General features: G+C 60.5%; 29 protein-coding genes. 13 read left to right on the forward strand and 16 right to left on the reverse strand.

The features are described 5' to 3' along the window. Positions 1 to 6: 6 nt before the first annotated feature. Positions 7 to 1,515 (forward strand): NAD(P)(+) transhydrogenase (Re/Si-specific) subunit beta, encoded by a 1,509-nt coding sequence (locus Q4G22_RS05845; RefSeq protein WP_303384964.1) that lies wholly within the window; start codon positions 7 to 9, stop codon positions 1,513 to 1,515. Between the two features lie 141 nt (positions 1,516 to 1,656). Here the strand turns inward: Q4G22_RS05845 and Q4G22_RS05850 are convergent, their stop codons facing one another. After that, positions 1,657 to 2,028 carry a nuclear transport factor 2 family protein gene (locus Q4G22_RS05850; RefSeq protein WP_303384965.1) on the reverse strand — a complete coding sequence of 124 codons (372 nt, stop codon included), beginning with the start codon at positions 2,026 to 2,028 and terminating at the stop codon, positions 1,657 to 1,659. A gap of 32 nt (positions 2,029 to 2,060) precedes the next feature. Then, on the reverse strand, positions 2,061 to 2,387 hold the full coding sequence (locus Q4G22_RS05855; protein WP_303384966.1) for a hypothetical protein: 327 nt from the start codon (positions 2,385 to 2,387) through the stop codon (positions 2,061 to 2,063). A 348-nt stretch (positions 2,388 to 2,735) separates the two neighbouring features. On the opposite strand from Q4G22_RS05855, the gene Q4G22_RS05860 reads away from it, so the two are divergent. Both Q4G22_RS05860 and Q4G22_RS05865 read left to right on the forward strand, forming a co-directional pair. Beyond that, entirely contained in the window at positions 2,736 to 4,028 is a 1,293-nt protein-coding gene (locus Q4G22_RS05860) for a DUF3422 family protein (RefSeq protein WP_303384967.1), read from the forward strand. A gap of 141 nt (positions 4,029 to 4,169) precedes the next feature. Beyond that, the gene (locus Q4G22_RS05865) at positions 4,170 to 4,511 is read left to right on the forward strand and encodes an arsenate reductase family protein (protein WP_303384968.1); all 342 of its coding nucleotides are present in this window, start codon (positions 4,170 to 4,172) and stop codon (positions 4,509 to 4,511) included. Between the two features lie 33 nt (positions 4,512 to 4,544). Here the strand turns inward: Q4G22_RS05865 and Q4G22_RS05870 are convergent, their stop codons facing one another. Genes Q4G22_RS05870 through Q4G22_RS05885 form a run of 4 tightly spaced genes read right to left on the reverse strand, consistent with a single transcriptional unit; the run spans position 4,545 to position 6,945 of the window. Further along, positions 4,545 to 4,973 (reverse strand): TIGR01244 family sulfur transferase, encoded by a 429-nt coding sequence (locus Q4G22_RS05870; RefSeq protein WP_303384969.1) that lies wholly within the window; start codon positions 4,971 to 4,973, stop codon positions 4,545 to 4,547. 48 nt (positions 4,974 to 5,021) lie between these two features. After that, positions 5,022 to 5,720, reverse strand: a complete 699-nt coding sequence (locus Q4G22_RS05875; protein WP_303384970.1) for an HAD-IA family hydrolase — start codon at positions 5,718 to 5,720, stop codon at positions 5,022 to 5,024. Continuing rightward, positions 5,717 to 6,394, reverse strand: coding sequence for a phosphoglycolate phosphatase (gene gph, locus Q4G22_RS05880; protein ID WP_303384971.1), 678 nt, complete (start codon positions 6,392 to 6,394; stop codon positions 5,717 to 5,719). The genes Q4G22_RS05875 and gph overlap by 4 nt, the downstream gene beginning before the upstream one ends. Further along, positions 6,391 to 6,945: a thioredoxin family protein gene (locus Q4G22_RS05885; RefSeq protein ID WP_303384972.1), complete on the reverse strand. Its 555-nt coding sequence runs from the start codon at positions 6,943 to 6,945 to the stop codon at positions 6,391 to 6,393. Before Q4G22_RS05885 ends, gph begins: the two co-directional genes overlap by 4 nt. A gap of 139 nt (positions 6,946 to 7,084) precedes the next feature. Here Q4G22_RS05885 and Q4G22_RS05890 point away from each other — a divergent pair, with 139 nt between their 5' ends. The 7 genes from Q4G22_RS05890 to Q4G22_RS05920 all read left to right on the forward strand — a co-directional run bounded on the left by Q4G22_RS05890 (position 7,085) and on the right by Q4G22_RS05920 (position 12,614). Then, complete coding sequence (locus Q4G22_RS05890; RefSeq protein WP_303384973.1) at positions 7,085 to 7,216, forward strand: hypothetical protein; 132 nt, start codon at positions 7,085 to 7,087, stop codon at positions 7,214 to 7,216. Beyond that, complete coding sequence (locus Q4G22_RS05895) at positions 7,206 to 7,469, forward strand: hypothetical protein (protein ID WP_303384974.1); 264 nt, start codon at positions 7,206 to 7,208, stop codon at positions 7,467 to 7,469. Before Q4G22_RS05890 ends, Q4G22_RS05895 begins: the two co-directional genes overlap by 11 nt. After that, positions 7,460 to 8,404, forward strand: coding sequence for a hypothetical protein (locus tag Q4G22_RS05900; protein WP_303384975.1), 945 nt, complete (start codon positions 7,460 to 7,462; stop codon positions 8,402 to 8,404). The genes Q4G22_RS05895 and Q4G22_RS05900 overlap by 10 nt, the downstream gene beginning before the upstream one ends. A gap of 11 nt (positions 8,405 to 8,415) precedes the next feature. Further along, a complete protein-coding gene (locus tag Q4G22_RS05905; protein WP_303384976.1) occupies positions 8,416 to 10,068 on the forward strand; it encodes a hypothetical protein in 1,653 nt (550 codons plus the stop codon). Further along, on the forward strand, positions 10,068 to 10,643 hold the full coding sequence (locus Q4G22_RS05910; protein ID WP_303384977.1) for a hypothetical protein: 576 nt from the start codon (positions 10,068 to 10,070) through the stop codon (positions 10,641 to 10,643). Before Q4G22_RS05905 ends, Q4G22_RS05910 begins: the two co-directional genes overlap by 1 nt. Before the next feature lie 29 nt (positions 10,644 to 10,672). Then, complete coding sequence (locus Q4G22_RS05915) at positions 10,673 to 11,311, forward strand: M15 family metallopeptidase (RefSeq protein WP_303384978.1); 639 nt, start codon at positions 10,673 to 10,675, stop codon at positions 11,309 to 11,311. A 361-nt stretch (positions 11,312 to 11,672) separates the two neighbouring features. Next, a complete protein-coding gene (locus Q4G22_RS05920; RefSeq protein WP_303384979.1) occupies positions 11,673 to 12,614 on the forward strand; it encodes a hypothetical protein in 942 nt (313 codons plus the stop codon). 864 nt (positions 12,615 to 13,478) lie between these two features. On the opposite strand, the gene Q4G22_RS15700 is transcribed toward Q4G22_RS05920, so the two are convergent. From Q4G22_RS15700 to cobU, 10 genes are all read right to left on the reverse strand, one after another. Continuing rightward, entirely contained in the window at positions 13,479 to 14,042 is a 564-nt protein-coding gene (locus Q4G22_RS15700) for a U32 family peptidase (protein WP_368661460.1), read from the reverse strand. 12 nt (positions 14,043 to 14,054) lie between these two features. Further along, a complete protein-coding gene (locus Q4G22_RS15705) occupies positions 14,055 to 14,381 on the reverse strand; it encodes a hypothetical protein (protein ID WP_368661461.1) in 327 nt (108 codons plus the stop codon). A gap of 4 nt (positions 14,382 to 14,385) precedes the next feature. Further along, a complete protein-coding gene (locus Q4G22_RS05930; protein WP_303385061.1) occupies positions 14,386 to 15,273 on the reverse strand; it encodes a peptidase U32 family protein in 888 nt (295 codons plus the stop codon). Continuing rightward, positions 15,273 to 15,821, reverse strand: a complete 549-nt coding sequence (locus Q4G22_RS05935; RefSeq protein ID WP_303384980.1) for an SCP2 domain-containing protein — start codon at positions 15,819 to 15,821, stop codon at positions 15,273 to 15,275. Before Q4G22_RS05935 ends, Q4G22_RS05930 begins: the two co-directional genes overlap by 1 nt. A gap of 102 nt (positions 15,822 to 15,923) precedes the next feature. Beyond that, positions 15,924 to 16,199 (reverse strand): hypothetical protein, encoded by a 276-nt coding sequence (locus tag Q4G22_RS05940; RefSeq protein ID WP_303384981.1) that lies wholly within the window; start codon positions 16,197 to 16,199, stop codon positions 15,924 to 15,926. Between the two features lie 235 nt (positions 16,200 to 16,434). Then, the gene (locus Q4G22_RS05945) at positions 16,435 to 18,489 is read right to left on the reverse strand and encodes a TRAP transporter large permease subunit (protein ID WP_303384982.1); all 2,055 of its coding nucleotides are present in this window, start codon (positions 18,487 to 18,489) and stop codon (positions 16,435 to 16,437) included. Beyond that, the gene (locus Q4G22_RS05950; RefSeq protein WP_303384983.1) at positions 18,486 to 19,139 is read right to left on the reverse strand and encodes a TRAP transporter small permease subunit; all 654 of its coding nucleotides are present in this window, start codon (positions 19,137 to 19,139) and stop codon (positions 18,486 to 18,488) included. Before Q4G22_RS05950 ends, Q4G22_RS05945 begins: the two co-directional genes overlap by 4 nt. Before the next feature lie 123 nt (positions 19,140 to 19,262). Then, entirely contained in the window at positions 19,263 to 20,030 is a 768-nt protein-coding gene (locus Q4G22_RS05955; RefSeq protein ID WP_303384984.1) for an adenosylcobinamide-GDP ribazoletransferase, read from the reverse strand. Further along, positions 20,023 to 20,979 carry a nicotinate-nucleotide--dimethylbenzimidazole phosphoribosyltransferase gene (gene cobT, locus Q4G22_RS05960; protein ID WP_303384985.1) on the reverse strand — a complete coding sequence of 319 codons (957 nt, stop codon included), beginning with the start codon at positions 20,977 to 20,979 and terminating at the stop codon, positions 20,023 to 20,025. Before cobT ends, Q4G22_RS05955 begins: the two co-directional genes overlap by 8 nt. Continuing rightward, a complete protein-coding gene (gene cobU, locus Q4G22_RS05965) occupies positions 20,966 to 21,496 on the reverse strand; it encodes a bifunctional adenosylcobinamide kinase/adenosylcobinamide-phosphate guanylyltransferase (protein WP_303384986.1) in 531 nt (176 codons plus the stop codon). The genes cobT and cobU overlap by 14 nt, the downstream gene beginning before the upstream one ends. A 126-nt stretch (positions 21,497 to 21,622) precedes the next feature. Here cobU and Q4G22_RS05970 point away from each other — a divergent pair, with 126 nt between their 5' ends. From Q4G22_RS05970 to Q4G22_RS05980, 3 genes are all read left to right on the forward strand, one after another. Beyond that, positions 21,623 to 23,224 carry a peptide ABC transporter substrate-binding protein gene (locus Q4G22_RS05970; RefSeq protein ID WP_303384987.1) on the forward strand — a complete coding sequence of 534 codons (1,602 nt, stop codon included), beginning with the start codon at positions 21,623 to 21,625 and terminating at the stop codon, positions 23,222 to 23,224. A gap of 78 nt (positions 23,225 to 23,302) precedes the next feature. Continuing rightward, positions 23,303 to 24,226, forward strand: coding sequence for an oligopeptide ABC transporter permease OppB (oppB, locus tag Q4G22_RS05975; protein WP_303384988.1), 924 nt, complete (start codon positions 23,303 to 23,305; stop codon positions 24,224 to 24,226). A gap of 10 nt (positions 24,227 to 24,236) precedes the next feature. Continuing rightward, the gene (locus tag Q4G22_RS05980; RefSeq protein ID WP_303384989.1) at positions 24,237 to 25,163 is read left to right on the forward strand and encodes an ABC transporter permease subunit; all 927 of its coding nucleotides are present in this window, start codon (positions 24,237 to 24,239) and stop codon (positions 25,161 to 25,163) included. Position 25,164: the final 1 nt, after the last annotated feature.

Raw genomic sequence — 25,164 nt, forward strand, 5'->3', positions numbered from 1 at the left:
GGCGTCATGGAACACTCGAATTTCACCCCGCCCGTGATCGTGCCCGACGCGCATGGCGCACTGGCCGCATTGCCTGCCTATGGCTTTACCACCGCCGCCTATGTGGTGGCGGCGGTGCTGTTCATCCTGTCGCTGGGCGGCCTGTCGGGGCAGGAAAGCGCCAAGCGCGCCGTCTGGTATGGCATCGCCGGCATGGCGCTGGCCGTGGTCGCCACGCTGACGGGGCCGGGCTACGGCAACTGGCTGCTGTCGCTGGTGATGATGGCCATCGGCGGTGCGGGCGGCGTCTATGTCGCCAAGCGCGTGCAGATGACGGAAATGCCGCAACTGGTCGCCGCCATGCACAGCCTTGTCGGTCTGGCGGCGGTGTTCGTGGGCTTTAACGCGCATTTCGAAATGATGCGCGTGCTGCGCGCCCGCGCCGAAGGGCTGCTGACCGAATTCACCGGCTTTGCCGCCGTTCTGGCGCACAAAACCCCGGCCGAGCTGACCATGCTGAAAATCGAGGTCGCTCTGGGCATCTTTATCGGTGCCGTGACCTTTACCGGATCGGTCGTCGCCTATGGCAAGCTGGCGGGCAAGATCGACGGCAAGCCGAAAAAGCTGCCCGGCGGTCACATGCTGAACGCGGGCGCGGCGGCGATTTCGCTGCTGATGGTGGTGCTGTATTGCGCCTCGGTCGGGCCGGGCACGTTGTGGCTGCTGGTGATCGCGCTGGCGGCGTTCTTTATCGGCTATCACCTGATTATGGGCATCGGCGGGGCCGATATGCCGGTGGTGGTGTCGATGCTGAACAGCTATTCCGGCTGGGCGGCGGCGATGATCGGCTTTACCCTGTCGAATGACCTGCTGATCGTGGTGGGCGCGCTGGTCGGCTCAAGCGGTGCGATCCTGTCCTATATCATGTGCAAGGCGATGAACCGGCACTTCGTTTCGGTGATCCTCGGCGGGTTCGGCGGCGAGGCTGGCCCCGCGATGGAGATCGAGGGCGAACAGATCGCCATCGACGCCGACGGTGTGGCCGCCGCGCTGAACGACGCGGACGAGGTGATTATCGTCCCCGGTTACGGCATGGCGGTGGCGCAGGCGCAAGGCGCGGTCAGCGAACTGACCCGCAAGCTGCGCGCACGTGGCAAGAACGTGCGCTTTGCCATTCACCCGGTCGCGGGCCGTCTGCCGGGGCACATGAACGTGCTCTTGGCCGAAGCCAAGGTGCCCTATGACATCGTGATGGAGATGGACGAAATCAACGAGGATTTCCCGTCCACCGACGTGGTGATCGTCATCGGCTCGAACGACATCGTGAACCCCGCCGCGCAGGAAGACCCCAACAGCCCCATCGCCGGAATGCCGGTGCTTGAGGTGTGGAAGGCCAAGAACGTGTTCGTGTCCAAACGCGGGCAGGGCACCGGCTATTCCGGGATCGAAAACCCGCTATTCTACAAGGAAAATACCCGGATGTTCTATGGCGACGCCAAGGACAGCATCAACAAACTGCTGCCGCTGATTGATTGATAAGGGCGGCAGGGTAAGACAAGGGGGCGGGCCGTTGGGTCCGCCCTTTTTTGCGGTAATAAGATTGATCGCTTTGCGCCCGCATACGAAGCTTATCTTTCGTAAAGTCCTGCGGCGGCTATCTGTTTGATTTGCCGGGCGTCACTCGATCGGGAACATCGGATTACCGTTGACCGCATCGGCCGCGGGCACTTCTTCCTGCATGACATCCCAATGCTCGATAACTTTCCCGTCCTTCAACCGAAAGATGTCAACCGCGATCATGGTCTTGCCATTCCAACCAGAGTAACGGCCGTGAATCATAACCTTGTCGCCACTTTCCATGACCAGACCGGGTTCATACGACAAAGACGGATCGGCAGAGCCGATGAATCCGCGCAGAACATCAAGGCCATTGGGCATCAACGGATTGTGCTGGATCATGTCATCACCCCAATAGGTCTCGGCCTTCGCCAAGTCTTTGGCATTGAAAACAGTATCCAGATATTCGAGAACTATATCCTTGTTATTCATCGAAACTCCCCCTTCATTTCAATCCCTTGCCTTCAGCGAACCAGCTTGAACGTGCCGGTGTAATTCAGAAACTGGTGGTCAGGCAGGATGATGTTCGTGTGAACCACCGCGTTGGCGCAATCTTCGACATGGGTAACGGTCGAGCCATCCGGTTCGGTCCAGATTACCATAAAGACGTCAGGGGCAACCTCAAGCGCCTTATATTGGACCGTCACCTGGGCGTCTGCGACTGGCGCAGCTTCTCCAACGCTGGAAAACGTCATGGTTCGTCCATCCGACTGAAAATCCAGATGGTAAGCAAGATCGCCAAAACGCGCCTCATAGACATGTCCGACGGCAGGGTATTCGCTGGCTGACATAACAATGTCTCCATTAATGGTGGAATGGTGGAATGGTGTGGCAAAGTGCAAGCCGCGTCCAATGGTAAATAAAGACCGCAAGGCCGCAGCAGATGAAATCGGTGTCATGCGGCGCAATCCGCAAATCGGCACAACCCGGTGCACAGCTTGTGCACCATCTGTGCACGCCCTGTGCACAGGTTGTGCACCCGTTGCGCGGCAGTTTTTCCAGCCCCTGCTGACAAAATCATCGCGCAACGCACGCTGTGTTGCCCGTGCGTTGCTTTCGCCGCAACGCGCGCCCGTTGCGCCCTGTATCCGACTTCTTGCTCTATGGTGTCGGCGCCTCACTTTCCTCATGATGTCGTCATGACACCTGATGACGATCACCCGCTGCGCTATGCGCTGGTCAATGAATTGCACGCGCGGCCTTCGCCTCGGGTGATGCCGCCTGCGACGGTCGCCTATCTGGCCATCAAGGAACCCCGCGATGCCGTAGGCCGCGACCGTGCGCGCGACTATGAGCACCTGTCGGCGCTGGTTTCGCGCCACGGCGGCCCGCGCCCCGACCCGGATGCCAGCCACTATGCAGGGCAGCTTGGCCGCCATCATCTGCGGTGGGAAAGTCATGCAGAATTCGTGACTTACGCGGCATTCACGCCCGGCCTGCCGCCACATGCCTTTGACCCCAAGGCGGGCGCGGTCTTCCCTCAGGATTGGCAAACAGGCGCGCCGGGCAAGCGGGTGGCGGCGGTTCTGGTGCAGGTTCAGTGGCTGCCTGATGACCTTAGCGAACTGACCGCCCGTGTGGCGGAATGGTTCGCGCCCGACAGTCTGGCCATGTCGTGGATATTAGAAGAATCCGCCGTTGTCGCCAGCGATTTCCGCATTGATGCAACCGGATGGATGCGCTTTGCCGTTTTCGTCCGCCCCGGCGAAAGCGATGCGCGCGTCGGCCGCATCGTTCAGCGCCTGACCGAACTGGAAACCTATCGCGCCATGTCCATGCTGGGCCTGTCGCGCAGCCGCGGCCTGATGCGGCAGTTGAACGGGATCGAGGCGCGGCTCAGCGAGATCGTCGATCATATGTCAGCCGAGCAGCCCGCAGACGCCTTGCTGCATGAATTGTTGAAGGTTTCGAACCAGTTAGAGACGCAGGCCACGCAGAACTTTTTCCGCTTTGGCGCGACCGCCGCCTATGAGGCCATCGTCGCCGAACGGGTGCAGTCTCTGCGCGAAACCCGCTTTCAGGGACGCCAGACGTTAAGCGAGTTCATGACCCGCCGCTATTTGCCCGCCATGCGAACGGTGAAATCCGCCGAACATCGCCTGAACGCCGCGTTAGAACGGGCGACGCGGGCAGGGGATCTGTTGCGCACCCGCGTCGATGTGGAACGCTCGGCGCAGAATCAGGCGCTGTTGAAAAGCATGGATCGCCGCGCCGACCTGCAATTGCGGCTGCAACACACGGTCGAAGGGCTGTCAGTGGTGGCCATCAGCTATTACGCGGTCGGGTTGGCGTCTTATGCGCTGGCGCCACTGACGACGGCTATCGGCTTGGAAAAAGGCACGTTTCTGGCGCTGTTGGTGCCGCTGGTGGTCGGCGGTGTCTGGCTCAGCCTGCGGCGGATCAAGGCTGGGCTGCATCGCGACGATCACTGATTGCACAGGTGGGCCGGGTCAGGCGATAATCGCCGCAACGACCCGAAAGGAACCATTGGTGAAGCTGATCCTGTCCCTTGCCGCCGTGCTGGCCCTGGCCGGTTGTGGCGTGCCCTTTGTGCCATTCATCTGAGAGTCATCATGTCCAAAAAACTTGAAATGTTCGGCCTTGCGCATTGTTCTACCTGCCAAAAAGCGCAAGCCGCGCTAGAGGCTGTTGGCTGGCAGGTTGCGTTCCGCGACGTGCAGAAAGACCCGCTGTCTGAAACGGAACGTCAGCGGATGGCCGATGAATGGGGCGAAAAGATCATCAACCGCGCCAGCCTGACATGGCGCGGCATGTCTGATGCCGAACGAGCCCTGTCGCCGGTTCAGATGATGGGCGAAAAACCCAGCGTGATGAAGCGCCCGGCTATCGCGGCGGGCGACCTGCGGCTTTTGGGTTGGACAGCCAACGTCAAGCGCGCCTTGGGTGCTGAATGAAAACAGTGCGTTAGGGCGCTTTCTTGCCGCCCTTCAATCCCTCTTTCCAGCCAGCGAGGCGATTAGCGGGCGCACCGGGGCCAGGTCGTAACCGGCACGGGCTGCGGTTTCCATGATCTCGGCTTCCGGCAGCCGCGCGGCCTGAGTCAACGCCCACAACACCGTCGAGCGATTGCCGGACCGACAATAGGCAATCACCGGCTTGGCCCCCGAAATGGCCACGTCATAATCTGCGATCATCTCGGGCGTGATCTGTCCTGGCGTGAACGGGATCTGGTGATACTGCATACCCGCTGCCTCGGCGGCGGCACGCATCGCCTTGCTGTCGTAGTCAGGCGTGGTTTCGGCATCGGGTCGATTGTTGACCAGAACCTTGAACCCCGCAGCGGCCAGAGCCGGAACTTCATGGGGCATGATCTGGGGCGAGACCGCAAGGTCCGGGGTCAGTTGGCGCAGGTCCATCGCACTCTCCTTTGACTGAGGGGATTTCGTGCATCCAGGGTGGGGCTGTCAAGCCACGCGATGCTGTTCCATCAGGCAGGACAGCGGATCGGGCAGGGGGGCCGTCAGGTCGGGCAAAACCCAGTCGGCTGCCGAAAAATCGGTGTCCCGCGCATATTCCGAGGGCGTTATCAGCACCCGCAACCCGGCAGCACGGGCCGCAGTCATCCCAGCCTGGCTGTCCTCGATCACAATGCAGTCACTGGCCGGCAAGCCCAGCCGTGCCAATGCCAGCATGAACACATCGGGCGCAGGTTTTTGAATACGCACCTCATCCCCGGCGGCAATGACCTGAAACACCTCGGCTGCGGGGCGATCAAGCGTGGCGGCGATCAGCGCCTCGACCTTGGCGCGGCTGGTGGTGGTTGCAATCGCCTGCCGCACCCCGTGGCGCTGCGCCGCCGCAATCAGCGCCGCCACACCGGGCCGCAATGGCGCACCGCCGCGTTCCAGCAACCGGACATAGCGATGCGTCTTGTCTGCATAGATGCGGCGCAGCAGATCGTCCGACAATTCTGCGCCGGTTTCATCAGCATAGACGCGCAGCTGCTGGAGACCGCCAGATGTCAGCAATAGGCGCTGATAGGTGTGGCGGTCCCAATTCCAGTCAATCGCAAAGGCGCGAAAGGTTTCATTAAAGGCGCAACGCTGCGTTTCCTCGGTCTCGGACAGGGTGCCGTCCACATCCCAGATCAGCGCGCCAATCATGCCGACAGCCTTTCAACCAGCGCGGGCAGGGCGGCGAAATCGTCAAAAGCGGCGGTGTGGGGCAGGTCGCTGACCGGCTTTTGCCGATAGCCGCGGGTGAACAACAGCAGGGGCACCGGAACGGCGGCGGCGCAATCGGCGTCGAATTCGCTGTCGCCAACGTAAATCCCCTTGGGCCACATCGGATCGCCCCCCAGTGCCGCGAATGCCGCGCGCAAAGGTGCCGGGTCGGGCTTTTTCCGTGGCAGAGAATCTCCAGCAATAACAACACCAAACAGCGCATCTATGCCAAAGTGCTGCAAGACGGCCTGCGTTGGTTTTGCCGGTTTGTTGGTGCAGATCCCCAGCAGATAACCCCGGTCTGCCAGCACGCCCAACGTCTCCAGAACGCCGGGATACAGCCGGGTCAGCGCCGTTGCGTGGTGATAGCGGGTCATGAAAGCCGCAACCAGATCACGATGCAGATCGGCACGGGCACCAACTGCCGCTACGATGCGCGTCCATAGCAAATCGACGCCACCACCGACAAAACTGCGGATCGTGTCCAGCGAAAGCGGGCGCAGGCCATTCTCGCGCAGCACGGCATTGGCGGCGCCGTGAATATCGGGCACGCTGTCGATCAGCGTGCCATCCAGATCGAACACCACCGGGCAAGGCGCAAAGCAAACGGTCATGCGGTTTTCCATTTGATCGAACAGCCCATCGACGAAATCTGATCCTGCGGGCCTTGGCCGGTTTCCGCGATCAGGAGCATCGCCTGAAACAGATCGCGACGGGCGTCGGTCGGGCCGGGATTGCGCCCGGACGCATCAAGCCGACCGCGATACTGCAATGCACCAGCGGCATTATAGCCAAAGAAATCAGGTGTGCACTCGGCCCCAAAATCCCGTGCAACTGACTGACTTTCATCATAAAGATACGGAAACGGGAATCCATGACGTTGTGCTTCCACGCGCATCTGTTCAGGGCCATCCTGTGGATAACTGTCGGCATCATTCGACGAAATCGCCACAACTCCGACACCCGCCGCCATCAGATCACGCGCATCCCGCACGATCCGGTCCATCACTGCCTGCACATAGGGACAATGATTGCAAATGAACATGACCAGAGTGCCGCGCGCGCCGCGCATGTCGGCCAGACTGTAATCGCGCCCATCGGTTCCGGGCAAAGTGAAATCATGCAACGGTGCGCCAAAGTCGCAGACGGGGGGTGATACAGCCATCAGAATCTCCTGCTTGGTTCAGATGTGCCGCAGAGGGCGACATTCGGCAAGCTGGGCAAAAGTAGGAGGTTTCGTGAGCTGTAGCGGATAATTGTTCCATAATACGGATTATCACGCAACGTCAACTATGAGGTGACTTGTGAAAGAACTGCTTCCCAAACCCGACCGATCGACGCTGATGCGTCTGTTCGTCTTTGTCGGCGCTATCTTGGCCTATGCTGATCCCGTTCTGCATCTGGCGCTGTGCCGGGGTCTCGCCAATGTCGGTTGATCCCCTCTACGCCAATCGCGCGCCCGTCTCGACCTATTCGGATGCGCTCTCATGGCTCTGGCAGCATTCCCGTCCTGAAGAATGGTTTGAGGAAGGCGATGAAATGCTGCCGGTCGAGGCCAAACTTGTCTCTGACATGTTCTGGATTTCGGGCGACAAGCTGCGCAAGGACATGCGCAAGCTGTGGCGTTCCGCTCTCGGTGGGTCTCTGCCTCCGGTGCGATCCGGTCGCCCCTATAGCGGGTGGCGCTGATGGCCAATCCTGTTCTCGCCGCCCTGCCCGCCGTTGGTAAAATCTTCGGCGGTCTCTCGGGTCTCTTTGGCAAAAAAGAGAAAGCGCCTTCCCCTCGCGACAACATCATGTCGCAGGCTCAAGGCGCTCGGGATGCTGCAGAGGAATACGGGTTCAACCCGTTGACCATGCTGCAATTCGGCCAGCCGTCCGGGTCCATCGCTGGCGGGCAAGGCCCTGCCCCGCTCGCCAGCATTGAAATGCTCACGTCCGGCTTGTCCGGGCTTGATGATGTATTTTCGGGTGACGCCGCTCGTCGTCGTCAGGCCGATCAGCTTGAGATTGACATGGCGCAAATCAAGCTCGACCGCGCGCGGGCTGGTATTCTGGAATATAACCAGACTGCTGCTGAAAGTGTGTTTCGGTCGCAGCCTTCTTACGGCGGGCGTCCTGCTGTGTTTCACCAGCCAAATGCTGAAATGAAACCTGCTCGTATAACTAAGACGTCATATCGTCCTGAACCGGCTCCGCGTGATCTCGTTTCCACGGACACGCAATCCGGTCAGGATGAAGTGACGCAATCCGTCGCGCCGGGTTATGATGTCGAAAAGAGCGACATTAAAGTTGATCCCGGCTTTCTCAAGGTTCATAACGAAGCGGTTGGGACCCTCTACGTTCCGGCAATCGACGGTGAACCGTTAGACGCCGGTCAATTGATCGGCGTCGGTCCTGCGGTCCTGCCGCAACTGGTTTCTCCGTCCAACGCGCCCTATGTGGGCCGTTCGATCAATAAGTATTTTCCTGTTCAAAGTCAGATGGTTCAGGCTCTTATCCCAAGCCTTCGCCATTCTGCGCCTGCGCGCATCCGCGAAAACCTGCGTCGTCGTGCGTTGTCTCGTTCTAGGACAGATGACTTCATGGAAGATCATATCCGCCGCAACGTCCCTAAAATGTGAAAGGAAAGCCTATGGCTCGTCAATCTACTACTCCGATTAAGTTCAATCGGACCGTCCGTAAGGACGACAGCTTGCTTATGACCTCGGGCCGCGCTGCCCGTGTCGTTCCGGTTGCCTATGCTCCGCTTCTGCCCGGTGACAGTGCATCCGGCAAGGTCGGCATCGACATTGAATTGCGCGATATGCCGCGCCCGCTTCTGAATGCGGTTCATGCCAACGTGCAAGCGTGGTTTGTTCCCAAAACTGCTTTCCCGCAATTCGCGGGCCGTGACGAATTGATGCATTCGTTCACCGGTGAAAAGATCAAGGCGCTTGGACAGGCTGATCGCAACCCGCCGAAATACTTCTTTACGGCCAATAGCACGGCAAACCGTGCCATCGTGAATAAATCGATGATGTTCAAGACGCTGGGTATCCACTGCGTTGATAACCAGCCGATTAACTGCGATCTGATCGACGCATTCATCCTGATCTATAACTTCCGCTTGGCGGCTCATACGTCCAAGTTGAAACGCCGTCCCTATGCGGCGGAAAATCTTGATGTTGCAACCGATCTGCCGCGCGCCTTCTGGCCGTCCGGGCGTTTCGCCTCGGTGGTACCGGATTACGAACGTGCGTTGGTCCTCGGCGCTCTTGATCTCGATGTGCTTGCCGGTCGTATGCCTGTTGTCGGCTTTGGCAATAGTAACGGTGGCACGAAAGGCGTCTATAAGTCGTCCATCAAGGTCCGCGACAGCCGGGGCTTCAACGTGACCTATCCGAAATGGATGAACGTTGATGAAACCAATCAAGGCATGGTCGTGAACATGACCGATACCGGCATCCCGCGTATTTTCGCGGAAATGACCGGCAAGCGGATGACCACCACGCTGGCCGACATCGACATGGCGCGGAAAACCCAAGCCTTCGCAAAGATGCGCACGGCTTATGCTGGCAACGATCCGACCGGCTTCGTGAATGATGATGTGATTATCGCGCATCTGATGCAGGGCCTTGAGGTTCCCGAGGAACAGTTCAAACGCCCGTGGCTGCTTGACAGCCGCCGTGTTCCTATCGGCTTTGCTGAGCGTTTCGCAACGGACGCCGCCAACCTGTCTAAATCGGTCACGCGCGGTCGTGCTTCTGCGCAACTGTCCATCAACATTCCGCAACAGGAAACTGGCGGCATGTTCATTGTGACGGTCGAGGTCCTGCCGGAACGTATCTATGAACGGTCCTCCGATCCGTTCCTTCACATGGACACGCCGGACGATCTGCCGAACGCCCTTCGAGACGTGCAGCGGGTCGAACCTGTCGATCTTGTGGAAAACAGCCGGATCGACGCCCGCCATACAAAGCCCAAGGGGCTGTATGGCTATGAGCCGATGAACATGAAGTGGAACCGTGACTATACGCGGCTCGGCGGTGTGTTCTACTCGCCCAAGCCGGGTTCCGGCTGGAAAGAGGCGCGTTCCGCTATCTGGCAAACTGAATTGGTCGATCCGAAGTTCACGGAAAGTCATTTCCTCGCGCCGATCAATTTCCCCCACGATGTGTTCTCGGATAAACGCGGTCCTGCGTTTGAATGCGTCTGTCGGCACTCTCTGTCCATCGTGGGCTTGACCCAGATCGGTGATGTGCTGGTCGAAAACTCTGACGATTACAAAGCTGTGGAGCAAGCCTGATGCCCGTCTCTGATATTACCATGACATGGTATGTCTATCGTCGCCCTGATGGGACGTTCTCGGATTTGGCCGATATGCGACTGCCTGATGACCAGACCATTCTTAAGTTTGGTGGTGGTCCCATCAGTATTCGCAGCGCCGAACCTGTTCTGGTCAGCGTGGTGCTTTATCGTGATCCGGGCAATCCGCAAATCCGCTCGATGCTCCCTATTGAATGTGGGCGCTTTCTTGATCTGGAATTCCCTCCGGGGGACATTGAGTTGAAACTCGGGTTCTGTTCTTCCGCTGCTTCAACCAATGTCGGCATCCTCGTTTCCTTCCGCGATGATGGCGTTGTCGAAGAGCTTGATCCAGAGGTTTACACCAATGTGGACCGTATGCCTGACGAAAGCGGGATGCTCTATGAGGTGCTTAAGGCTCGCCGCCTGTTCGATCTGGAACGTGCGGCGCTGCTGGCCGAAATGAAGGAAGCCGCTTCTCCGCCCGTGATTGACAATGATGGTGACGGCTTCCCCGATGACATGGACGACGCGCCGAACGATCCGAACGTCGCGAACAATCCGCCCGCGCCATGAAACACTTTGCATCATGGCTACAAGCTTTGATGGCGGGGCGTCTTAGGACGCCCCAAGCCATCTATCGCGCCGCTCTCGCTGAAAACCCTGATCCGTCTGGGGCGGATCGGGTATTCGATCTTCCCCCTGATCCGGTTTGGACGGCTCCTGCTCGCCTGCGCGCGCCGGGGCATTTCTTGTCCAACACTTATTTGCGCCAGCTTGACCGGGCCGATTGGGCCTTTGTCGATCCCCGCCTTCAATATTGGGCTGCTCTGTTCCAAGAGTATGCTCGCAAGCGGGGCGTTCCGCTCTACGTTCACAGTGCCTTGCGTGACAAGGCGACCCAAGAGAAGGCATTCTCGGAGGGCCGCTCCAAGGCCATCTACGGGCGCTCTGCGCACAATATTGGTGAAGCCGTGGACATTGTGCATGGCGTCTATCACTGGAACCTGACGGAAAACGAATGGCGCGTGATCCACATGCTCGGCATGGCTGCTCTTGATCGTGTCAACGCGCAACTTCCGAAAGATAGGAAGCTGCGCCTTACATGGGGCGGTGAATTCAAGTCCTTGTATGATCCCGCTCACTGGGAAATCATGGACTATCGGCAGAGGCTGCGCCCGATGCCGAAAACAGAAACCATCCGCCGCACTCCGCGATGGATATTGAGGCATAAGAAACCATGAAGTATGTAATAATCATTCTGCTGATTATCATCTTCTTCCTCTAAGAGCACTGCTCTTAGCCTCGCTCCGACCGCCAGAACGCTTTCTGGCGGGCGGTCCTCTAATGCCAGTTCCCTTTTGCAGTTAGCACGAATGTTCGCTGTGCGCGCGCTGCTGGGGCTGGCCCCCGCCCCCGATGATCCTTGATCTCGGGGGCGGGGAATGCCCTACTTGATGGGTATATCCTTTTAGTGACACCGACGCGACAGGGACCACGGGTCATATGTGCATTAACCCTAGCTTTATCTGGGTCCAGACCGGGCCTAAGTGGGAAAAACAGCCGGTGGCTTGCCGCCAGTGCTGGCGATGTGCCAAAAACCGCGTGAACGATTACGTTGGGCGCTGCATGGCTGAGGCTCAGACTTCCAGCGAGGTTTGCGTTCTGACGCTGACCTATGCCCCGCGCGATGATTTGGCAGACATCATCCTTCAACCACGTCATTTTCAATTGTTTATGAAAATGCTTCGCAAGTCGGGTCACAAAGTCAGGTATTTCGTCGCTGGCGAGTATGGCGAATTGAAAGGTCGGGCGCATTTCCATGCGATATTGTTCTTTACCGACCTAAAGCCGGGCAATGGTATCGCTCCGGGTTATCAGACACACGAAGCCGCTTTCTGCCGTGAAATACCGCAAAAACAGATATGCCACATTCGCGAATGGCCGCACGGCCACATTAAGGCGGATTGGTCTATATCTGAAAAAAGCATACGTTATGTATGCAAATATCTTCTCTCCGAAGATAAAAACAATGCGTGGTTCTCCTTGAGCAAAAAGCCGGCAATCGGCGCTGAATGGTTTGCTCGGAAAGCCGCAAAAGCGAGGGAACTTGATGTATTGCCTTATTCATTTGATTATATGCCACCCGGCTGTGATCGGAATAAATCTTATATGATGACAGGCGCGACGCGCCGGGATTATCTCAATGCAATTACGCAAGACCCCGAGCGAAAAAAACACATGTCCGAATGGGTTCTTAAGACATTCGAAAAACATGAGCGGGCCAGAGTTCTTAAATTCCTCAACGCGCAACCTTTCGAGGTTCTGCATGAGGCGTTCTTGCAATATCGTGAGATGAAAGAGCGCGATGATGTATTTGTCATGCTTGAGAAAGATCGAAAGTATGTTAAATTTATAACTGATCTGCTTGATAGGTCGCCCTCTGGCATCCTTCGGCAAGATGAAAACGGCAAGTGGTATCCGAAAGAGGAATTGGAATATGTCCCGCAAAAGAAAATCTGGAAACGAAAATCCGGTGACGGTTAGCGCCCCGCAACCTGTCGCCCCCCGCCCTGCTGCGCCTGTTGTAAACAAGGTGCCGCGCGTCCCCCGTGAAAAGACTGGCACCAGCCGGTCAACGCTCAATGTGGGGCGGTCCCTGCAAAAGCTGGCGGACGCTCTCCCCGATACCGTTTATCAGCGGTCACGTAATAACCTTTCCCAACGTGCGCGGGTCTCTACGGACACGCCCGCTCCTACGGTTCAAGCGGCCTTGTCAAAGCGGCCCGTCCGTCAGGACATGGGCCAGCCCGGACAGCTTAAATTGCAAAAAGATCGACCCCACTGCAAAAAGCGTCCTGAAAGTAACGTGGGCGGCGGCGGTTCCCGGCCTTTCATCCCGTGGTGCAATAAGTCTTGACCTGGCATTGCTTGTGGGCAATCCCCGAAAAGACTGCCTATCATGGGGCAAAGGATTTTCGGGGATTGTCCACATGCGCCGCAACCGTGACGAAACTGTTGCACATAAGACACAAGGTTGCGGATTGTGAACGAAATGAAACAATCTTCCGCAATTCCTTCCTCTTCCCCGTTGACAATCCGCCGCATGTGGTGGTGTGTTCTACATGTTGCGTTCCGAAGGTTGGAGTTCCACTTTACGGATTATCATATAATCATATGCACCAGTGTCCGCCATTCTGCAAAGCTCGCTTAAGCTTGGGTCGCGCCGTCCCTGACCAGCCTGTGCTCTGCAAACGGATCGCGCAGAACTCGGTCATTCGGTGGGATGCCAGCCATATATCTCTGCCAGCTTCCCGAAAGGCAGGCACGCTGTGATCGCCCTGCCCCGCACATCTGTCGCAGCCACGTGGAAACGTCTCGCACCCGCGATCCGGCCTGATCCTACGATTGTCAGGTTGTGCTGTGCGCTGTAAACGCCGCGCCGCTACTGCCGGTCAGAAAGCCATCGGACAGCCCTCCAAGTGGGGCCGAGCCGCGCAGGAACTTGGTCAGCGCACCGGCATCCGTCCGCCCGGCCAGCAGATCGTCATAGCCGCGCACGACCCCGGAAAAATCGCGGCTTTGCGGTGACAGGCGCAGCGACGCCACGTCTGCGTTGCGCAATGTGACAATGTGATGGGCCATCGTCGCGGTGGACTGACTAAGCGTCTGAATGCCGTTCACGGTCAGAAACGGCTGGCCGTCCAGCGTTTCCACATCGCGCCCGTCCGGGTCATCGCCGCAAACGAACTGGCAGTTATCCTTGGCGCGGTCATGCAGCCGCGCGTGATAACAGCGCCCGGATACCGCCAGCGGCAGGCGGCCATGGCCCCAGACCTCGATCGCGACGCCCAGATCACGCCCCGTCGCGGCCAGCGCCGCGACCGAGGTCAAAGGCAGTTCCGGCGGCAGGCAGACGCGCGTTGCCCCGCGCCGGGCCAGAAACGCCAGTGTGCCTTCGTTATAGACGTTCACCAGCGGCCCAACCTAGATTTCAAGCCCCTGCGGCACATGATGCAGCGCAGACAGGTCGTTCACCTCGACCGGCAGGCCCATATCCATCAGCTCGACCGTCTGCTTGCGTTCGCGCTTGAGGGTAATCAGCGCCAGTGTGGTCAGCGCGACCTGTTTGCCGGCATCCTGCAAAGTCTGAATCGCGCCGGGAATTTCGTCTTGCCAGAACGGCAGACGTTTGGAACAGATCAACTCGCCCAGAACCACGCGGGCGGCGGGGCTGGCTGCCATGTCAGTGTAAAAGGCGCGCACGGTATCAGCGGGCCAGAAGAATTGGTTGGCCCCGACGGTCAGGTCCATGGCGTTACCTCCATGTCTTGGTATAAGCGCCAGTGGTGGCGGATTGTCCTTCGGTCAGCCGGGCCAGCACGCCTACGGGCAGCGGCTGGCCTGCCGCCTCGGCCTCGACCGCGACGCGGAAGGTGCGCACGACCTCGGCCACATAAGCGCGGGAGCGTTGACGGCCTTCGATCTTCAGCGCGGTGACGCCCGCCTTGGCCAGCGTCGGATAGGGTGCCGGATGCCCGGCAGGGGTCTTGTGGATGGTAAACCCGCCAAGCCGCGCCCGCAGCCCGTCGGCTTCCTCGCTGTAAACCACATGGCTGGCGGGCGAGCAGACACCGTTCATATTGGGCGATTTGCCGGTGACATAGGACGACAGCGAACAACGTCCTTCGGCCATCACGCACAGGCCGCCGAAAACGAACACCTCGGTTTCCACGTCGATTTCGCGGTTGATCGCCCGGATTTCATCGACCGTCAGCACACGCGGCAGCACCACCCGGCGCACGCCGAATGTCTCAGTATAAAAATTGATCGCATCGGAATTGGCGGCGGCGGCCTGCACCGATAGATGGCGGCGCAGGTCGGGGTGGTGGGTGGCAGCATAATCCAGCAAGCCCAGATCGGCCAGAATGACAGCATCCGCCCCGGCGACTTGGGCATTGGCGACGGCACGGTGCCAGATTTCCCCTGCCCCGGCGCGGGGAAAGGTGTTGATCGCCACCAACACCTTGGAGCCGCGCGCATGGGCGTAACCCACACCTTCGGCCATTTCCTCGAGGGAAAAGTTCAGGCCGGGAAAGTTGCGTGCATTGGTGTCATCGGCAAAGCCGCAATACACCGTATGTGCACCTGCATCGACAGCGGCGCGCAGGGCGGCAGGGGTGCCTGCGGGGCAAACCAGTTCCATCATGCCCAACCCTCCTGCTCGGCGCGGTGCAAAGGCAGACCGCTGATTTTCTCGACCACGCCGACCAGACGGCGCAGCGGCTGCGCAAAGGGGCCAGACAGTTGCGCCAGTTCTTCGGTCAGGTCCAGTTCGGCATCATCCAGCGCGTTGCGCAGGGCCAGAACCGCTTCGGTGTCGCCTTCGATGGTCAGGTCGCGGGAAAAGAACAGCGCATCGCCGTCAAACTGGCCGTGCAGCATCCCGATCAGCGCGACCATTGGTCCGGCGATCCGGGCATCAGCCTGCGGCGCGTGACAGCGGTGGGCGGTGATGCGCGGCCAGTTCGACGGCTCCATCAGCAGTGTGAAGGGCAAATCGGTCGGATCGATCAGAACCTTGCAGTTGGCATAGTTGCCAAGGCGGCGCAACAACCCCGGACACTGTGCTGAAATCCGCGCTGCAAACCGGCCAAGCGTCATCCCCAGCAGCGGCAGTGGCACAGACCGCAAGGCAAAGACAATCGGGCGCGGGCAGCGCCGCATATCGGTTGAGTGGTGATCGGCCGTCATGGGCGTCCTTTTCTGTCGCGAATCAGGCTAGCCGCATGATGCGGGATAGGACTTGACCGAAGGCAAGGCGTCCACAGACGCCCGGAATGAGCACGGTGACAATCAACCCGCAGCGGCGCAGAGGTGCCAGCGCGAGCCCTTTTCCGGTTTTCCGATCTGTGAGATTTTTTGATTGAAATCAGCCGTATAAATGTCTTGAAAGTGCTGCCCGACAACCACATCGGTGCGGCACGAGAGGACCGCCGTGCAACGGGTCGCGACGGCGGATCGGGTGCCAATCAAAGCGGCATATCCAAGGACGCGCGGGCCCAGGTCTTGCACGCCCCCCATGCCCGGCTTTTTCCGGCCGCAGACAGCGGCGACCTGCGGGATAGCCATCACTGACAGTGCAGTATCGAACTCTCTGCCATATGCCGCGCGCCTTGTGCGCCGAAAGAACGCGTGTCGATGGCGGGATCAGGCTCATCCCTTCTCTGCCTGCGTCCGTTACTGCTCATCGTCAGCGATCAGACAGCTTTGCGCGTTCGGCAAGGGTTTTGTTCCCACCGCTTTAGACGACAAGAAAGGGGCAGAGTATTCCCCTGCCCCTTTCTCTGTTGTTGGCAATCGCCGGTCAGTTGCCGCTTAGCCCTGGCGGCGGTGCGCCAAAGGGCGACAGGCCGCCGGGGGCCGGGGCTGATGGCGCGGCGGTTGCGCCGGAGGAATCGCCGCCAGATGGGGCGGGCGTTGCCGGTGCACCAAAGGGCGATGCGCCATCAAAGCCGATGCCGCCGCCCGATGTCCCGCCCGCTGGCGCGCCAAAGGGTGAGAGGGCACCGCCGGTCGGGAATGCGCCGGGAATTTCCATCTGCACATTGGATCTGTCCACCGGCTTGCCCTTGTAATGCATCACCATGCCGGGGAAGGCGATCACGATGCCGATCATGATAACCTGGATCACCACGAACGGCACCGCACCCCAATAGATCTGCGCCGATGTGACCGGAGCCATCATCTTGCCCGTCACCCGATCCTTGTATGGCACGCGTGGGGCCACGGATCGCAGATAGAACAGCGCAAAGCCAAAGGGCGGGTGCATAAAGCTGGTTTGCATGTTTACCGCCAGAATAACGCCGAACCAGATCAGGTCGATCCCCACCGCCTGCGCCGCCGGAGCCAGCAGCGGCACGATGATGAAGGCCAGTTCGAAGTAATCCAGAAAGAACGACAGGAAGAACACAAGGATCGAGACGACGATCAGGAACCCGTATTGCCCGCCAGGCAACGACACCAGCAGATGTTCGACCCAAAGATGCCCGTTCACGCCGTAAAAGGTCAGCGAGAACACCCGCGCCCCGATCAGAATGAACATCACAAAGGCCGCCAGCCGCGTGGTCGAGGTCAGCGCCTGAGAGACGACATCAAAGGTCAGCCGCCCCTTGGCGGCCGCCAGAACCAGTGCGCCAAGTGCGCCCATGGCCCCGCCCTCGGTCGGGGTAGCCCAGCCAAGGAAAATCGTGCCAAGCACGAAAAAGATCAGTGCCAGCGGCGGAACCAGAACGATGATGACCTGCTGGGCCAGACGGCTCATGACGCCAAGGCCGCGTTCGGGCATCACTGAAAAGTCGATGACACCGGATGCAACGCGGAACAGCGCCCAAAAGACCGCGGCGGCGACGCCTGCCGACATATAGAGGCTGACCAGCAGCGACCCGGTACCGTGACCGCCAAACAGCGGCTCGACCATGCGGCCGATCAGGTTGTGACCGAACATCAGCCAGCCGGCATAGGCGGCAATCGCCGCGATGGCGGCCTTGACGATAAAGCGCCAGCCCTCGCGTTCGGTCATGGCGACCAGATACAGCACCGCCACCGCCACTGCGCCGCCCAGAATATCGGCGTTGTTGCCTTGGGTCGGATACAAGTAATGATGCGCGGCATACATGATGCCCGCCCCCGCGACCAAGGCCACCAGCAGCGAGGTGACGCCGGACCCCAGCGTCCGCGCCTCTTTCGGCAGGGCGGGCACGTCGTTCGGGCGCAGAATCGACAGCAGGAAGATATAGCCCATATACAGCCCGGCCAGCACCAAGCCGGGGATCATCGCGCCCTTATACATGTCGCCCACCGAGCGGCCCAACTGGTCGGCCATGATAATCAGCACCAGCGACGGCGGGATGATCTGCGCCAGCGTGCCCGACGCCGCGATCACGCCCGAGGCGATCTTGCGGTCATAGCCATAGCGCAGCATGATCGGCAGCGAGATCATGCCCATTGCGATCACCGAGGCCGCGACAACGCCCGTGGTTGCCGCCAGCAGCGCCCCCACGATCACCACCGCATAGGCCAGACCGCCCCGCACCGGGCCGAACAACTGGCCGATGGTGTCCAGCAAATCCTCGGCCATGCCGGACTTTTCCAAGACAATGCCCATAAAGGTAAAAAATGGCACCGCAAGTAATGTCTCGTTCGAGACGACCCCGTTGAAAAAGCGATCCGGCAAGGCCCGCAACAGGTTCCAGTCCAACGAGATATTGCCGCCCGACAGCGGTGCCAGTTCAACCCCGATGACAAAGAACAACAGACCGTTCGCGGCCAGCGCAAAGGCCACCGGATAGCCGAACAGCAAAAACACGATCAGCGAGACGAACATGATCGGCGCCATGTTCTGCGCAATAAGCTCCATCATTTGCGCGTGTCTCCTTGTGGGTCGTGCAGTGGGTTGTTGATGTTCAGATCAGCGGCCGGATGGTTCGGGTCGGCCATTTCAGCCGCCATTGCCTCGCCCTCGGCCAGGGCGGCCTCGTGATGGCTGACGAAGGGGGCGGGATCTTCGATCACGCCGCGCATGACGGCGATTTTCTTGATGATTTCCGAAATGCCCTGCGCCAGCAGCAGAATGAACCCGGCCAGCAGCAACGCCTTGGCGGGCCACAGGATCAGCCCACCCGAGTTCATCGACATTTCCTGATAGCGATAGGACCGCTGAAACCACGGAATGATGAAATACAGCGACACGATGACGAAAGGCGTCAGAAACAGCGTGTGGCCGATCAGATCGATCCAGTGCTGTGTCCGCCTGCTCCACCGGCCATACAGGATGTCGATGCGGATATGTTCGTTTTCCTTCAGCGTATAGGCTGCGGCCAGCAGAAAGGCGCCGCCATACAGATACCACTGAAGTTCCAGCCACGCGTTCGACGAGATGTTATACATCTTGCGAATGATCGCGTTTCCGGCACTGACCAGAACGGCGATCAGGATCAGCCACGATACCATGCGCCCGATCACGGTGTTGATGCGGTCAATGCCGCTGGAAAGGGCCAGAAGGCCACCCATTGTTCTCTCCCCCCTTCAACGCTGGCTTGCCCCTAGGCAATGCCCGGTCAGCTTTTCTGACCAATTCGTATCAGAGGGATATGAAGGAATGGTCAATTCCGGTCAAGAAAAATGGCGATCCCGTCAGGACTGCGCGTGCCCGGTCAGGGCCATCAGTGCGATCAGGGTAGCAATTTCGCCAGTTTGCTGGATCGTGCCCAGCACATCGCCGGTCTGCCCGCCCATCAGCCTGACGGCGCGCCACGCGGTCAGCGCCTGCGCGGCCAGACAGGTCAACGCCAGCAGCGCACCCTGCCCGCCCGTGGTCAGCAGCAAGCCCGCCAGCCCCAGCAACACCGCCGCCCCGACCGCCCTGCGCGCGGGGCGGCGGGCGGCATGGCCCAGCCCGTCGGTGCGGGCCGGGGGCAGCGCGCGCATGGCAACCACCATACCCGCGCGCGACAGCATCGCCACACCGATCAGCGCCAGCGGCGCGACCATCGCCATCGCCGCCACCCGCAGCCCGACCGAGATCAGCAGCGCCAGCACGCCATAGCTGCCGATCCGCGAATCGCGCATAATTTCCAGCCGGCGTTCGCGGGTGGTGCCGCCAGTTGCGTCGGCGTAATCGGCCAGCCCGTCTTCGTGCAGACCGCCGGTGGTCAGGATCATCGCCGCCAGCCCCAGCAGCGCCGCCGCCAGCGGTGACAGTCCGGCCCAGACGGCCAGAATCAGCGTCAAGGCCCCTGCCCCGCCCACCAGCGCGCCCGCCAGGGGAAACGCCCAGGCGGCAGAGGACAGCGGAATGATCTGCGCAGGCAGCAGCCCGGCCACCGGCAAGCGGGTCAGGAATGCGATCGCCAGCAGCGCCTGATGCCACCAGTCACACAAGCGGGCGCGCAGATCAGCCAATGCCTGCCTCGGCAAAGGTGGCCATGCCGTTGTGGCATTCCAGCGCCGCGCGCAGCACCAGCAGCGCCACGGCAGCACCGCTGCCTTCACCCAGCCGCATGTCCAGTGACAACACCGGCTGTTTGCCAAGCGCGGCGATGAGGCGGCGGTGGCCCGGCTCGGCGCTTTCATGGCCGATCAGGCAGTGGTCCAGCGCAGCGGGGTCATCTGCGGTCAGCACGGCAGCAGCGGCAGTGCAGATAAAGCCGTCGAGGATCACCGGAATCCCCCGTTCGCGCGCCTGCCGGATCGCGCCGCAGATCGCCGCCTGTTCCCGCCCGCCAAAGGCGCGCAGCAGCTGTTCGGCGGTGTGCGCGTCCTTGTGCCGCGCCAGTCCGGCATCCACGGCGCGGATCTTGGCGGCCAACGTCTCGCCCGTCGCGCCGGTGCCGGGGCCGACCCAATCCGCCGCTGTCCCGCCAAAGCGTGCGGCAGCCTGCGCGGCGGCCACGGTGGAATTGCCGATGCCCATCTCGCCCAGAATCAGAACGTCGGCATCCGGGGTGATGGCATCGGCCCCGGCGGCCATCGCCTCGATCACCTGCCCGGCCCCCATGGCGGGGCCTTGGGTGAAATCGGCGGTCGGCCGGTCCAGTTCCAGCGGCACCACCGACAGATCGGCCCCTGCCAGCCGCGCAAGCTGATTGATGGCCGCGCCACCGGCGTTGAAATTGCGGACCATCAACGCGGTAACCTCGGCCGGAAACGGGTTCACGCCCTGCGCACACACCCCATGATTTCCAGCAAAAACAATTGCTTGCGCGCGGTCGACGCGGGGGCGGTCGCGACCCTGCCAGCCCGCCATGAACACCGCCAGATCCTCGAGCCGGCCAAGCGAGCCGGGGGGCTTGGTCAGGCTGTCCTGCCGCGTGCGGGCCTGCGCGGCGCTGTCTTGGTCAAAGCTCATCATCATTCCTTCCCGGTTTGATCCGCAGCGGCTGACCGCAGACCGACAGCCAGACCTGATCCGCCACATCGGCCACGGCCTGATTCATCGCGCCATGCGCATCGCGGAACGCCCGCACCCCTGCGTCGGCAGGCACGATGCCGCCGCCGATTTCATTCGTGACCAGCACCACCGGCGTTACCATCGCCACCAGCCGGGCACACAGCGCCTCCAGCGGCGGCGCACTGTCGCAATTGGCCAGCCACAGCGTCAGACAATCGACCAACACCGCGCCAAAACCGCCGCTGTCCGCCCGCGCCAAGGCACCGTCCAGATCGCGCGGTTCTTCGACCGTGTGCCAGCGATCACCGCGACGGGCCTGATGCGCGGCGATCCGCGCCGACATTTCCCCATCACCCGCCCATGCCGTGGCGATATACAGCAGCGGGCCGGAGTGACGCAGGGTCAGACGCTCGGCCAGGGCGGATTTGCCCGACCGGGCACCGCCTGTCACCAGAATGATCCGTGCGCTGTCCCTCATGGCGGCGGATCATTTCACGGCCATGCCGCAGGGGAAAGTGTCAAATGCGCTGGACGCCGCGACATAATGGAATAACCATCCACGACATTTCGGTGACAATCCGATCCAATCAAACAGGGGATCACTATGACCAGACTGTTCCTTTCCACCGCACTTGCCACGGCGCTTGCCCTGCCCGCACTGGCGGTCGAGGTGCCCGAGGGCACCAACCTTGCCGCGAACCAGAGCTATACCTTCTGGCTGCTGGACGCGATCAAGACGCTTGATCCGGCGAAAAACACCGATGTCGAAGGCTCGGACGCGCTGCGCAACCTGTTCGAAGGGCTGATGAACGAGGATGCGCATGGCGCGATGGTCCCCGGTCTTGCCGAAAGCGTGGACGAATCGGATGACAAGCTGACCTATACCTTTCACCTGCGCGACGCCAAATGGTCGAACGGCGAACCCGTGACGGCGGGCGATTTCGTCTATGCGTGGCAGCGGGTGGTGAACCCGGAAACAGCATCCGAATATGCGTGGTTCATCGAGTTGATGAACGTCGTCAACGCGTCAGAGATCGTCAAGGGCGAGGCTGCCCCCGACACGCTAGGTGTGCGCGCCATCGACGACAAGACACTGGAAGTCAAACTGACCACGCCGACGCCCTATTTCATCAAAACCCTGTCCCACGCGACCACCTTCCCGGTGCCGCAAGCCGTGATCGAGGCCGAGGGCGACAACTGGACCCAGCCGGGCAAGCTGGTCAGCAATGGCGCCTATACGCTGCAAAGCCACAACCTTGGCGTGGACATCACCATGGTCAAGAACCCGCAATACTGGGATGCCGACAATGTGGTGATGGAAACCGTGCGCGGCGTCACCGTGAACGACAATAACGTGGCGCTGACCCGCTATCTGGCCGGGGAACTGGATCGGGTGCAGATCCCTGCCGGGCAATATCCGCGCCTGTCGGCGGAATACCCCGATCAGGCGATCTCGCTGCCTTATGCCTGTTCCTATGCCTATGTGATGAACCTGTCCGACAAAGGCCCCGAGGCGCTGAAAGACGTGCGGGTGCGGCAGGCGCTGCAACTGGGGCTGAACCGCGACGTGCTTGTGGATCAGGTGCTGCAAGGTGGCCAGTCCGCCGCCTATGTCTGGACACCGACCGCCATCGAAGGCTTTGTCGCGCCCGATCTGCCGATCATGCATATGACACAGGCCGAGCGCACCGCCGAGGCGCAGCGTCTGCTGACCGAGGCGGGCTATGGTCCCGACAACCCGGTGCGGCTGACGCTGCAATACAACACCGACGAAAACCACCGCAAACTGGCCATCGCCGCGCAACAGTTCTGGCGTCCGCTTGGCGTGGAAATCACCCTGAACAACGTCGAATGGAAGGTTCACACCGACCGGCTGCAAAATCAGGATTTCGAGATCGCCCGCTATGCGTGGTGCGGTGATTATAACGAGGCGTCCACCTTCCTCGACTGGTTCCAGACCGGGGGTTACAACAGCGGCAAGTGGTCGAACGCGGAATACGATCAGTTGATGGCCGATTCCAAAACCGCCGATGATGCCGCGCCGCTGTATACCCGCGCCGAAGAAATCCTTGCGGCCGAAGTGCCGGCCGTCAACGTCTATCACTATGCCAAGGTGGACATGATTAGCCCCAGGATCAAAGGCTTGCCCACGGATAACGTGCTGAACACCTGGTATGCCAAGGATCTGTATCGCGTGGCCGACTGATCCACGCTGCCGGGGCGGGCTTGACCTGTCCCGGCATTTCGTCAAATAGGCTGACCCGTCTTCGCGAAAGGGTGCCGGATGTTCGGTTATATTCTGCGACGGCTGGCGGTGGCGGTGCCCACCCTGCTGTTACTGATCGTTTTTTCCTTCCTGCTGATGCATATCGCACCGGGTGGTCCGTTCACGCAGGAACGCGCCCTGCCGCCGCAGGTTCTGGCAAATCTGAACGCCAAATACGGGCTGGATGACCCGCTGTGGCTGCAAATCTGGAACTATCTGACCGGCGTGGTGCTGCATTTCGATTTCGGCCCCAGCTTTGTTTACCCGGACCGCACGGTGAACCAGTTGATCGCGGCGGGCTTTCCGGTGACGCTGACCTATGGCGGGCTGTCGTTTCTGGTCGCGGTGATCGTGGGCGTTTCGTTGGGCGTCGTGGCGGCGATCCGGCACAATTCCTGGCTGGATTATCTGGCGGTCGGCATTTCCATCGGCGCGCAGGTGCTGCCGAATTTCGTGATGGCGCCGATCCTTGTGCTGCTGTTCACGCTGACATGGGGCCTGTTGCCGGGCGGGGGCTGGTCGTTCAATGATCCGAAATTCTGGATCATGCCGGTGATCGCGCTGTCCACATCCTACATGGCCTCGATTGCGCGGATCACCCGGTCGTCGATGCTGGAGGTGCTGGGGTCGAACCACATCCGCACCGCCCGCGCGAAAGGCTTGCCGGAATCCAAGGTGATCCTGCGCCACGCGCTGCGGCCCGCGATGCTGCCGGTCATCAGCTATCTTGGCCCGGCGTTTGTCAGCATGATTACCGGGTCGGTGGTGGTGGACATCTATTTTTCCACCGGCGGTATCGGCAAGGCCTTTGTCGACAGTGCGCTGAACCGCGACTACGCGGTGATGATGGGGGTGACGATCCTTGTCGGTGCGCTGACCATTCTGTTCAATCTCGTGGTCGATGTGCTTTACGCATGGATCGACCCGAAAATCCGGTATTGAGGGGCGCGCCATGGTCATTGAACACGACAAGATGCGCGCACTGGCCGACAAGCTGGTTCAAGATGAGGTCAAGGGCCGCAGCCCCTGGGCTGACGCGCGCAAGCGGTTCTTGCGCAACAAGGCGGCGATGGCGGGGCTGATAATCCTGATCCTTGTCGCGCTGTTCGCGGCCTTTGGTAACTATTTCGCCATGTGGTCCAATCAGGATCTGGATTTCTCGGTCATGGGTCAGGTGCGCGAACTGGGCCGCCCCTCGCTGGAGAACGGGCATTATTTCGGCACCGACGATCTGGGCCGCGACCTGTTCGCCCGCACAGTGCAAGGCACACAGATTTCGCTGATGGTCGGTATCGTCGGCGCGGGCATCGCGGTGATCGTCGGCACGCTGTATGGCGCGACGGCGGGCTATGTCGGCGGGCGCACCGATCAGTTGATGATGCGGCTGGTCGATATTCTGATGTCGATTCCCTACATGTTCGTGCTGATCCTGCTGTTGGTCATGTTCGGGCGGTCGATGTCGATGCTGTTCCTTGGCATCGGGCTGATTTCATGGCTGGATATGTCGCGCATCGTGCGGGGCCAGACCCTGTCCCTGAAAAACCGTGAATTTATCGAGGCCGCCCGCGCCACCGGCGTTCCCGCGTGGAAAATCATCCTGCGCCATATCGTGCCGAACCTGCTGGGTGTCGTCGCGGTCTATGCCACGCTGCTGGTGCCGCTGATGATCCTGACGGAAAGCTTTATCAGCTTCCTTGGCCTTGGCGTGCAGGAACCGCTCACCTCATGGGGGGCGCTGATTTCCGAAGGCTCGGGGACGATGAACTACGGCACGCTGTGGCAACTGGCCTTCCCGCTGTTTTTCTTTGTCATCACGCTGTTCGGTTTCTTCTTTGTCGGCGACGGTTTGCGCGACGCCCTTGACCCGAAGGATCGCTGAG

It is taken from the genome of Paracoccus sp. (in: a-proteobacteria), from assembly GCF_030538655.1.
Classification (GTDB): Bacteria; Pseudomonadota; Alphaproteobacteria; order Rhodobacterales; family Rhodobacteraceae; genus Paracoccus.

Excerpts from the sequence above, each read along its gene's own strand:
- Q4G22_RS05905 (WP_303384976.1), top strand. The coding sequence starts at position 8,416 with ATGGCTCGTCAATCTACTACTCCGATTAAGTTCAATCGGACCGTCCGT.
- oppB (WP_303384988.1), top strand. The coding sequence starts at position 23,303 with ATGTTCGGTTATATTCTGCGACGGCTGGCGGTGGCGGTGCCCACCCTG.
- cobT (WP_303384985.1), bottom strand. The coding sequence starts at position 20,979 with ATGATGAGCTTTGACCAAGACAGCGCCGCGCAGGCCCGCACGCGGCAG.
- gph (WP_303384971.1), bottom strand. The coding sequence starts at position 6,394 with ATGACCGTTTGCTTTGCGCCTTGCCCGGTGGTGTTCGATCTGGATGGC.
- Q4G22_RS05950 (WP_303384983.1), bottom strand. The coding sequence starts at position 19,139 with ATGGGTGGCCTTCTGGCCCTTTCCAGCGGCATTGACCGCATCAACACC.
- Q4G22_RS05935 (WP_303384980.1), bottom strand. The coding sequence starts at position 15,821 with ATGACGGCCGATCACCACTCAACCGATATGCGGCGCTGCCCGCGCCCG.
- Q4G22_RS05870 (WP_303384969.1), bottom strand. The coding sequence starts at position 4,973 with ATGGACCTGCGCCAACTGACCCCGGACCTTGCGGTCTCGCCCCAGATC.
- Q4G22_RS05865 (WP_303384968.1), top strand. The coding sequence starts at position 4,170 with ATGTCCAAAAAACTTGAAATGTTCGGCCTTGCGCATTGTTCTACCTGC.
- Q4G22_RS05845 (WP_303384964.1), top strand. The coding sequence starts at position 7 with ATGGAACACTCGAATTTCACCCCGCCCGTGATCGTGCCCGACGCGCAT.
- Q4G22_RS05940 (WP_303384981.1), bottom strand. The coding sequence starts at position 16,199 with ATGGCTATCCCGCAGGTCGCCGCTGTCTGCGGCCGGAAAAAGCCGGGC.
- Q4G22_RS15705 (WP_368661461.1), bottom strand. The coding sequence starts at position 14,381 with ATGGACCTGACCGTCGGGGCCAACCAATTCTTCTGGCCCGCTGATACC.
- Q4G22_RS05860 (WP_303384967.1), top strand. The coding sequence starts at position 2,736 with ATGACACCTGATGACGATCACCCGCTGCGCTATGCGCTGGTCAATGAA.
- Q4G22_RS05970 (WP_303384987.1), top strand. The coding sequence starts at position 21,623 with ATGACCAGACTGTTCCTTTCCACCGCACTTGCCACGGCGCTTGCCCTG.
- Q4G22_RS05980 (WP_303384989.1), top strand. The coding sequence starts at position 24,237 with ATGGTCATTGAACACGACAAGATGCGCGCACTGGCCGACAAGCTGGTT.
- Q4G22_RS05895 (WP_303384974.1), top strand. The coding sequence starts at position 7,206 with ATGTCGGTTGATCCCCTCTACGCCAATCGCGCGCCCGTCTCGACCTAT.
- Q4G22_RS05855 (WP_303384966.1), bottom strand. The coding sequence starts at position 2,387 with ATGTCAGCCAGCGAATACCCTGCCGTCGGACATGTCTATGAGGCGCGT.
- Q4G22_RS05945 (WP_303384982.1), bottom strand. The coding sequence starts at position 18,489 with ATGATGGAGCTTATTGCGCAGAACATGGCGCCGATCATGTTCGTCTCG.
- Q4G22_RS05930 (WP_303385061.1), bottom strand. The coding sequence starts at position 15,273 with ATGGAACTGGTTTGCCCCGCAGGCACCCCTGCCGCCCTGCGCGCCGCT.
- Q4G22_RS05850 (WP_303384965.1), bottom strand. The coding sequence starts at position 2,028 with ATGAATAACAAGGATATAGTTCTCGAATATCTGGATACTGTTTTCAAT.
- Q4G22_RS05910 (WP_303384977.1), top strand. The coding sequence starts at position 10,068 with ATGCCCGTCTCTGATATTACCATGACATGGTATGTCTATCGTCGCCCT.
- Q4G22_RS05885 (WP_303384972.1), bottom strand. The coding sequence starts at position 6,945 with ATGGCTGTATCACCCCCCGTCTGCGACTTTGGCGCACCGTTGCATGAT.
- cobU (WP_303384986.1), bottom strand. The coding sequence starts at position 21,496 with ATGAGGGACAGCGCACGGATCATTCTGGTGACAGGCGGTGCCCGGTCG.
- Q4G22_RS05875 (WP_303384970.1), bottom strand. The coding sequence starts at position 5,720 with ATGATTGGCGCGCTGATCTGGGATGTGGACGGCACCCTGTCCGAGACC.
- Q4G22_RS05915 (WP_303384978.1), top strand. The coding sequence starts at position 10,673 with ATGGCGGGGCGTCTTAGGACGCCCCAAGCCATCTATCGCGCCGCTCTC.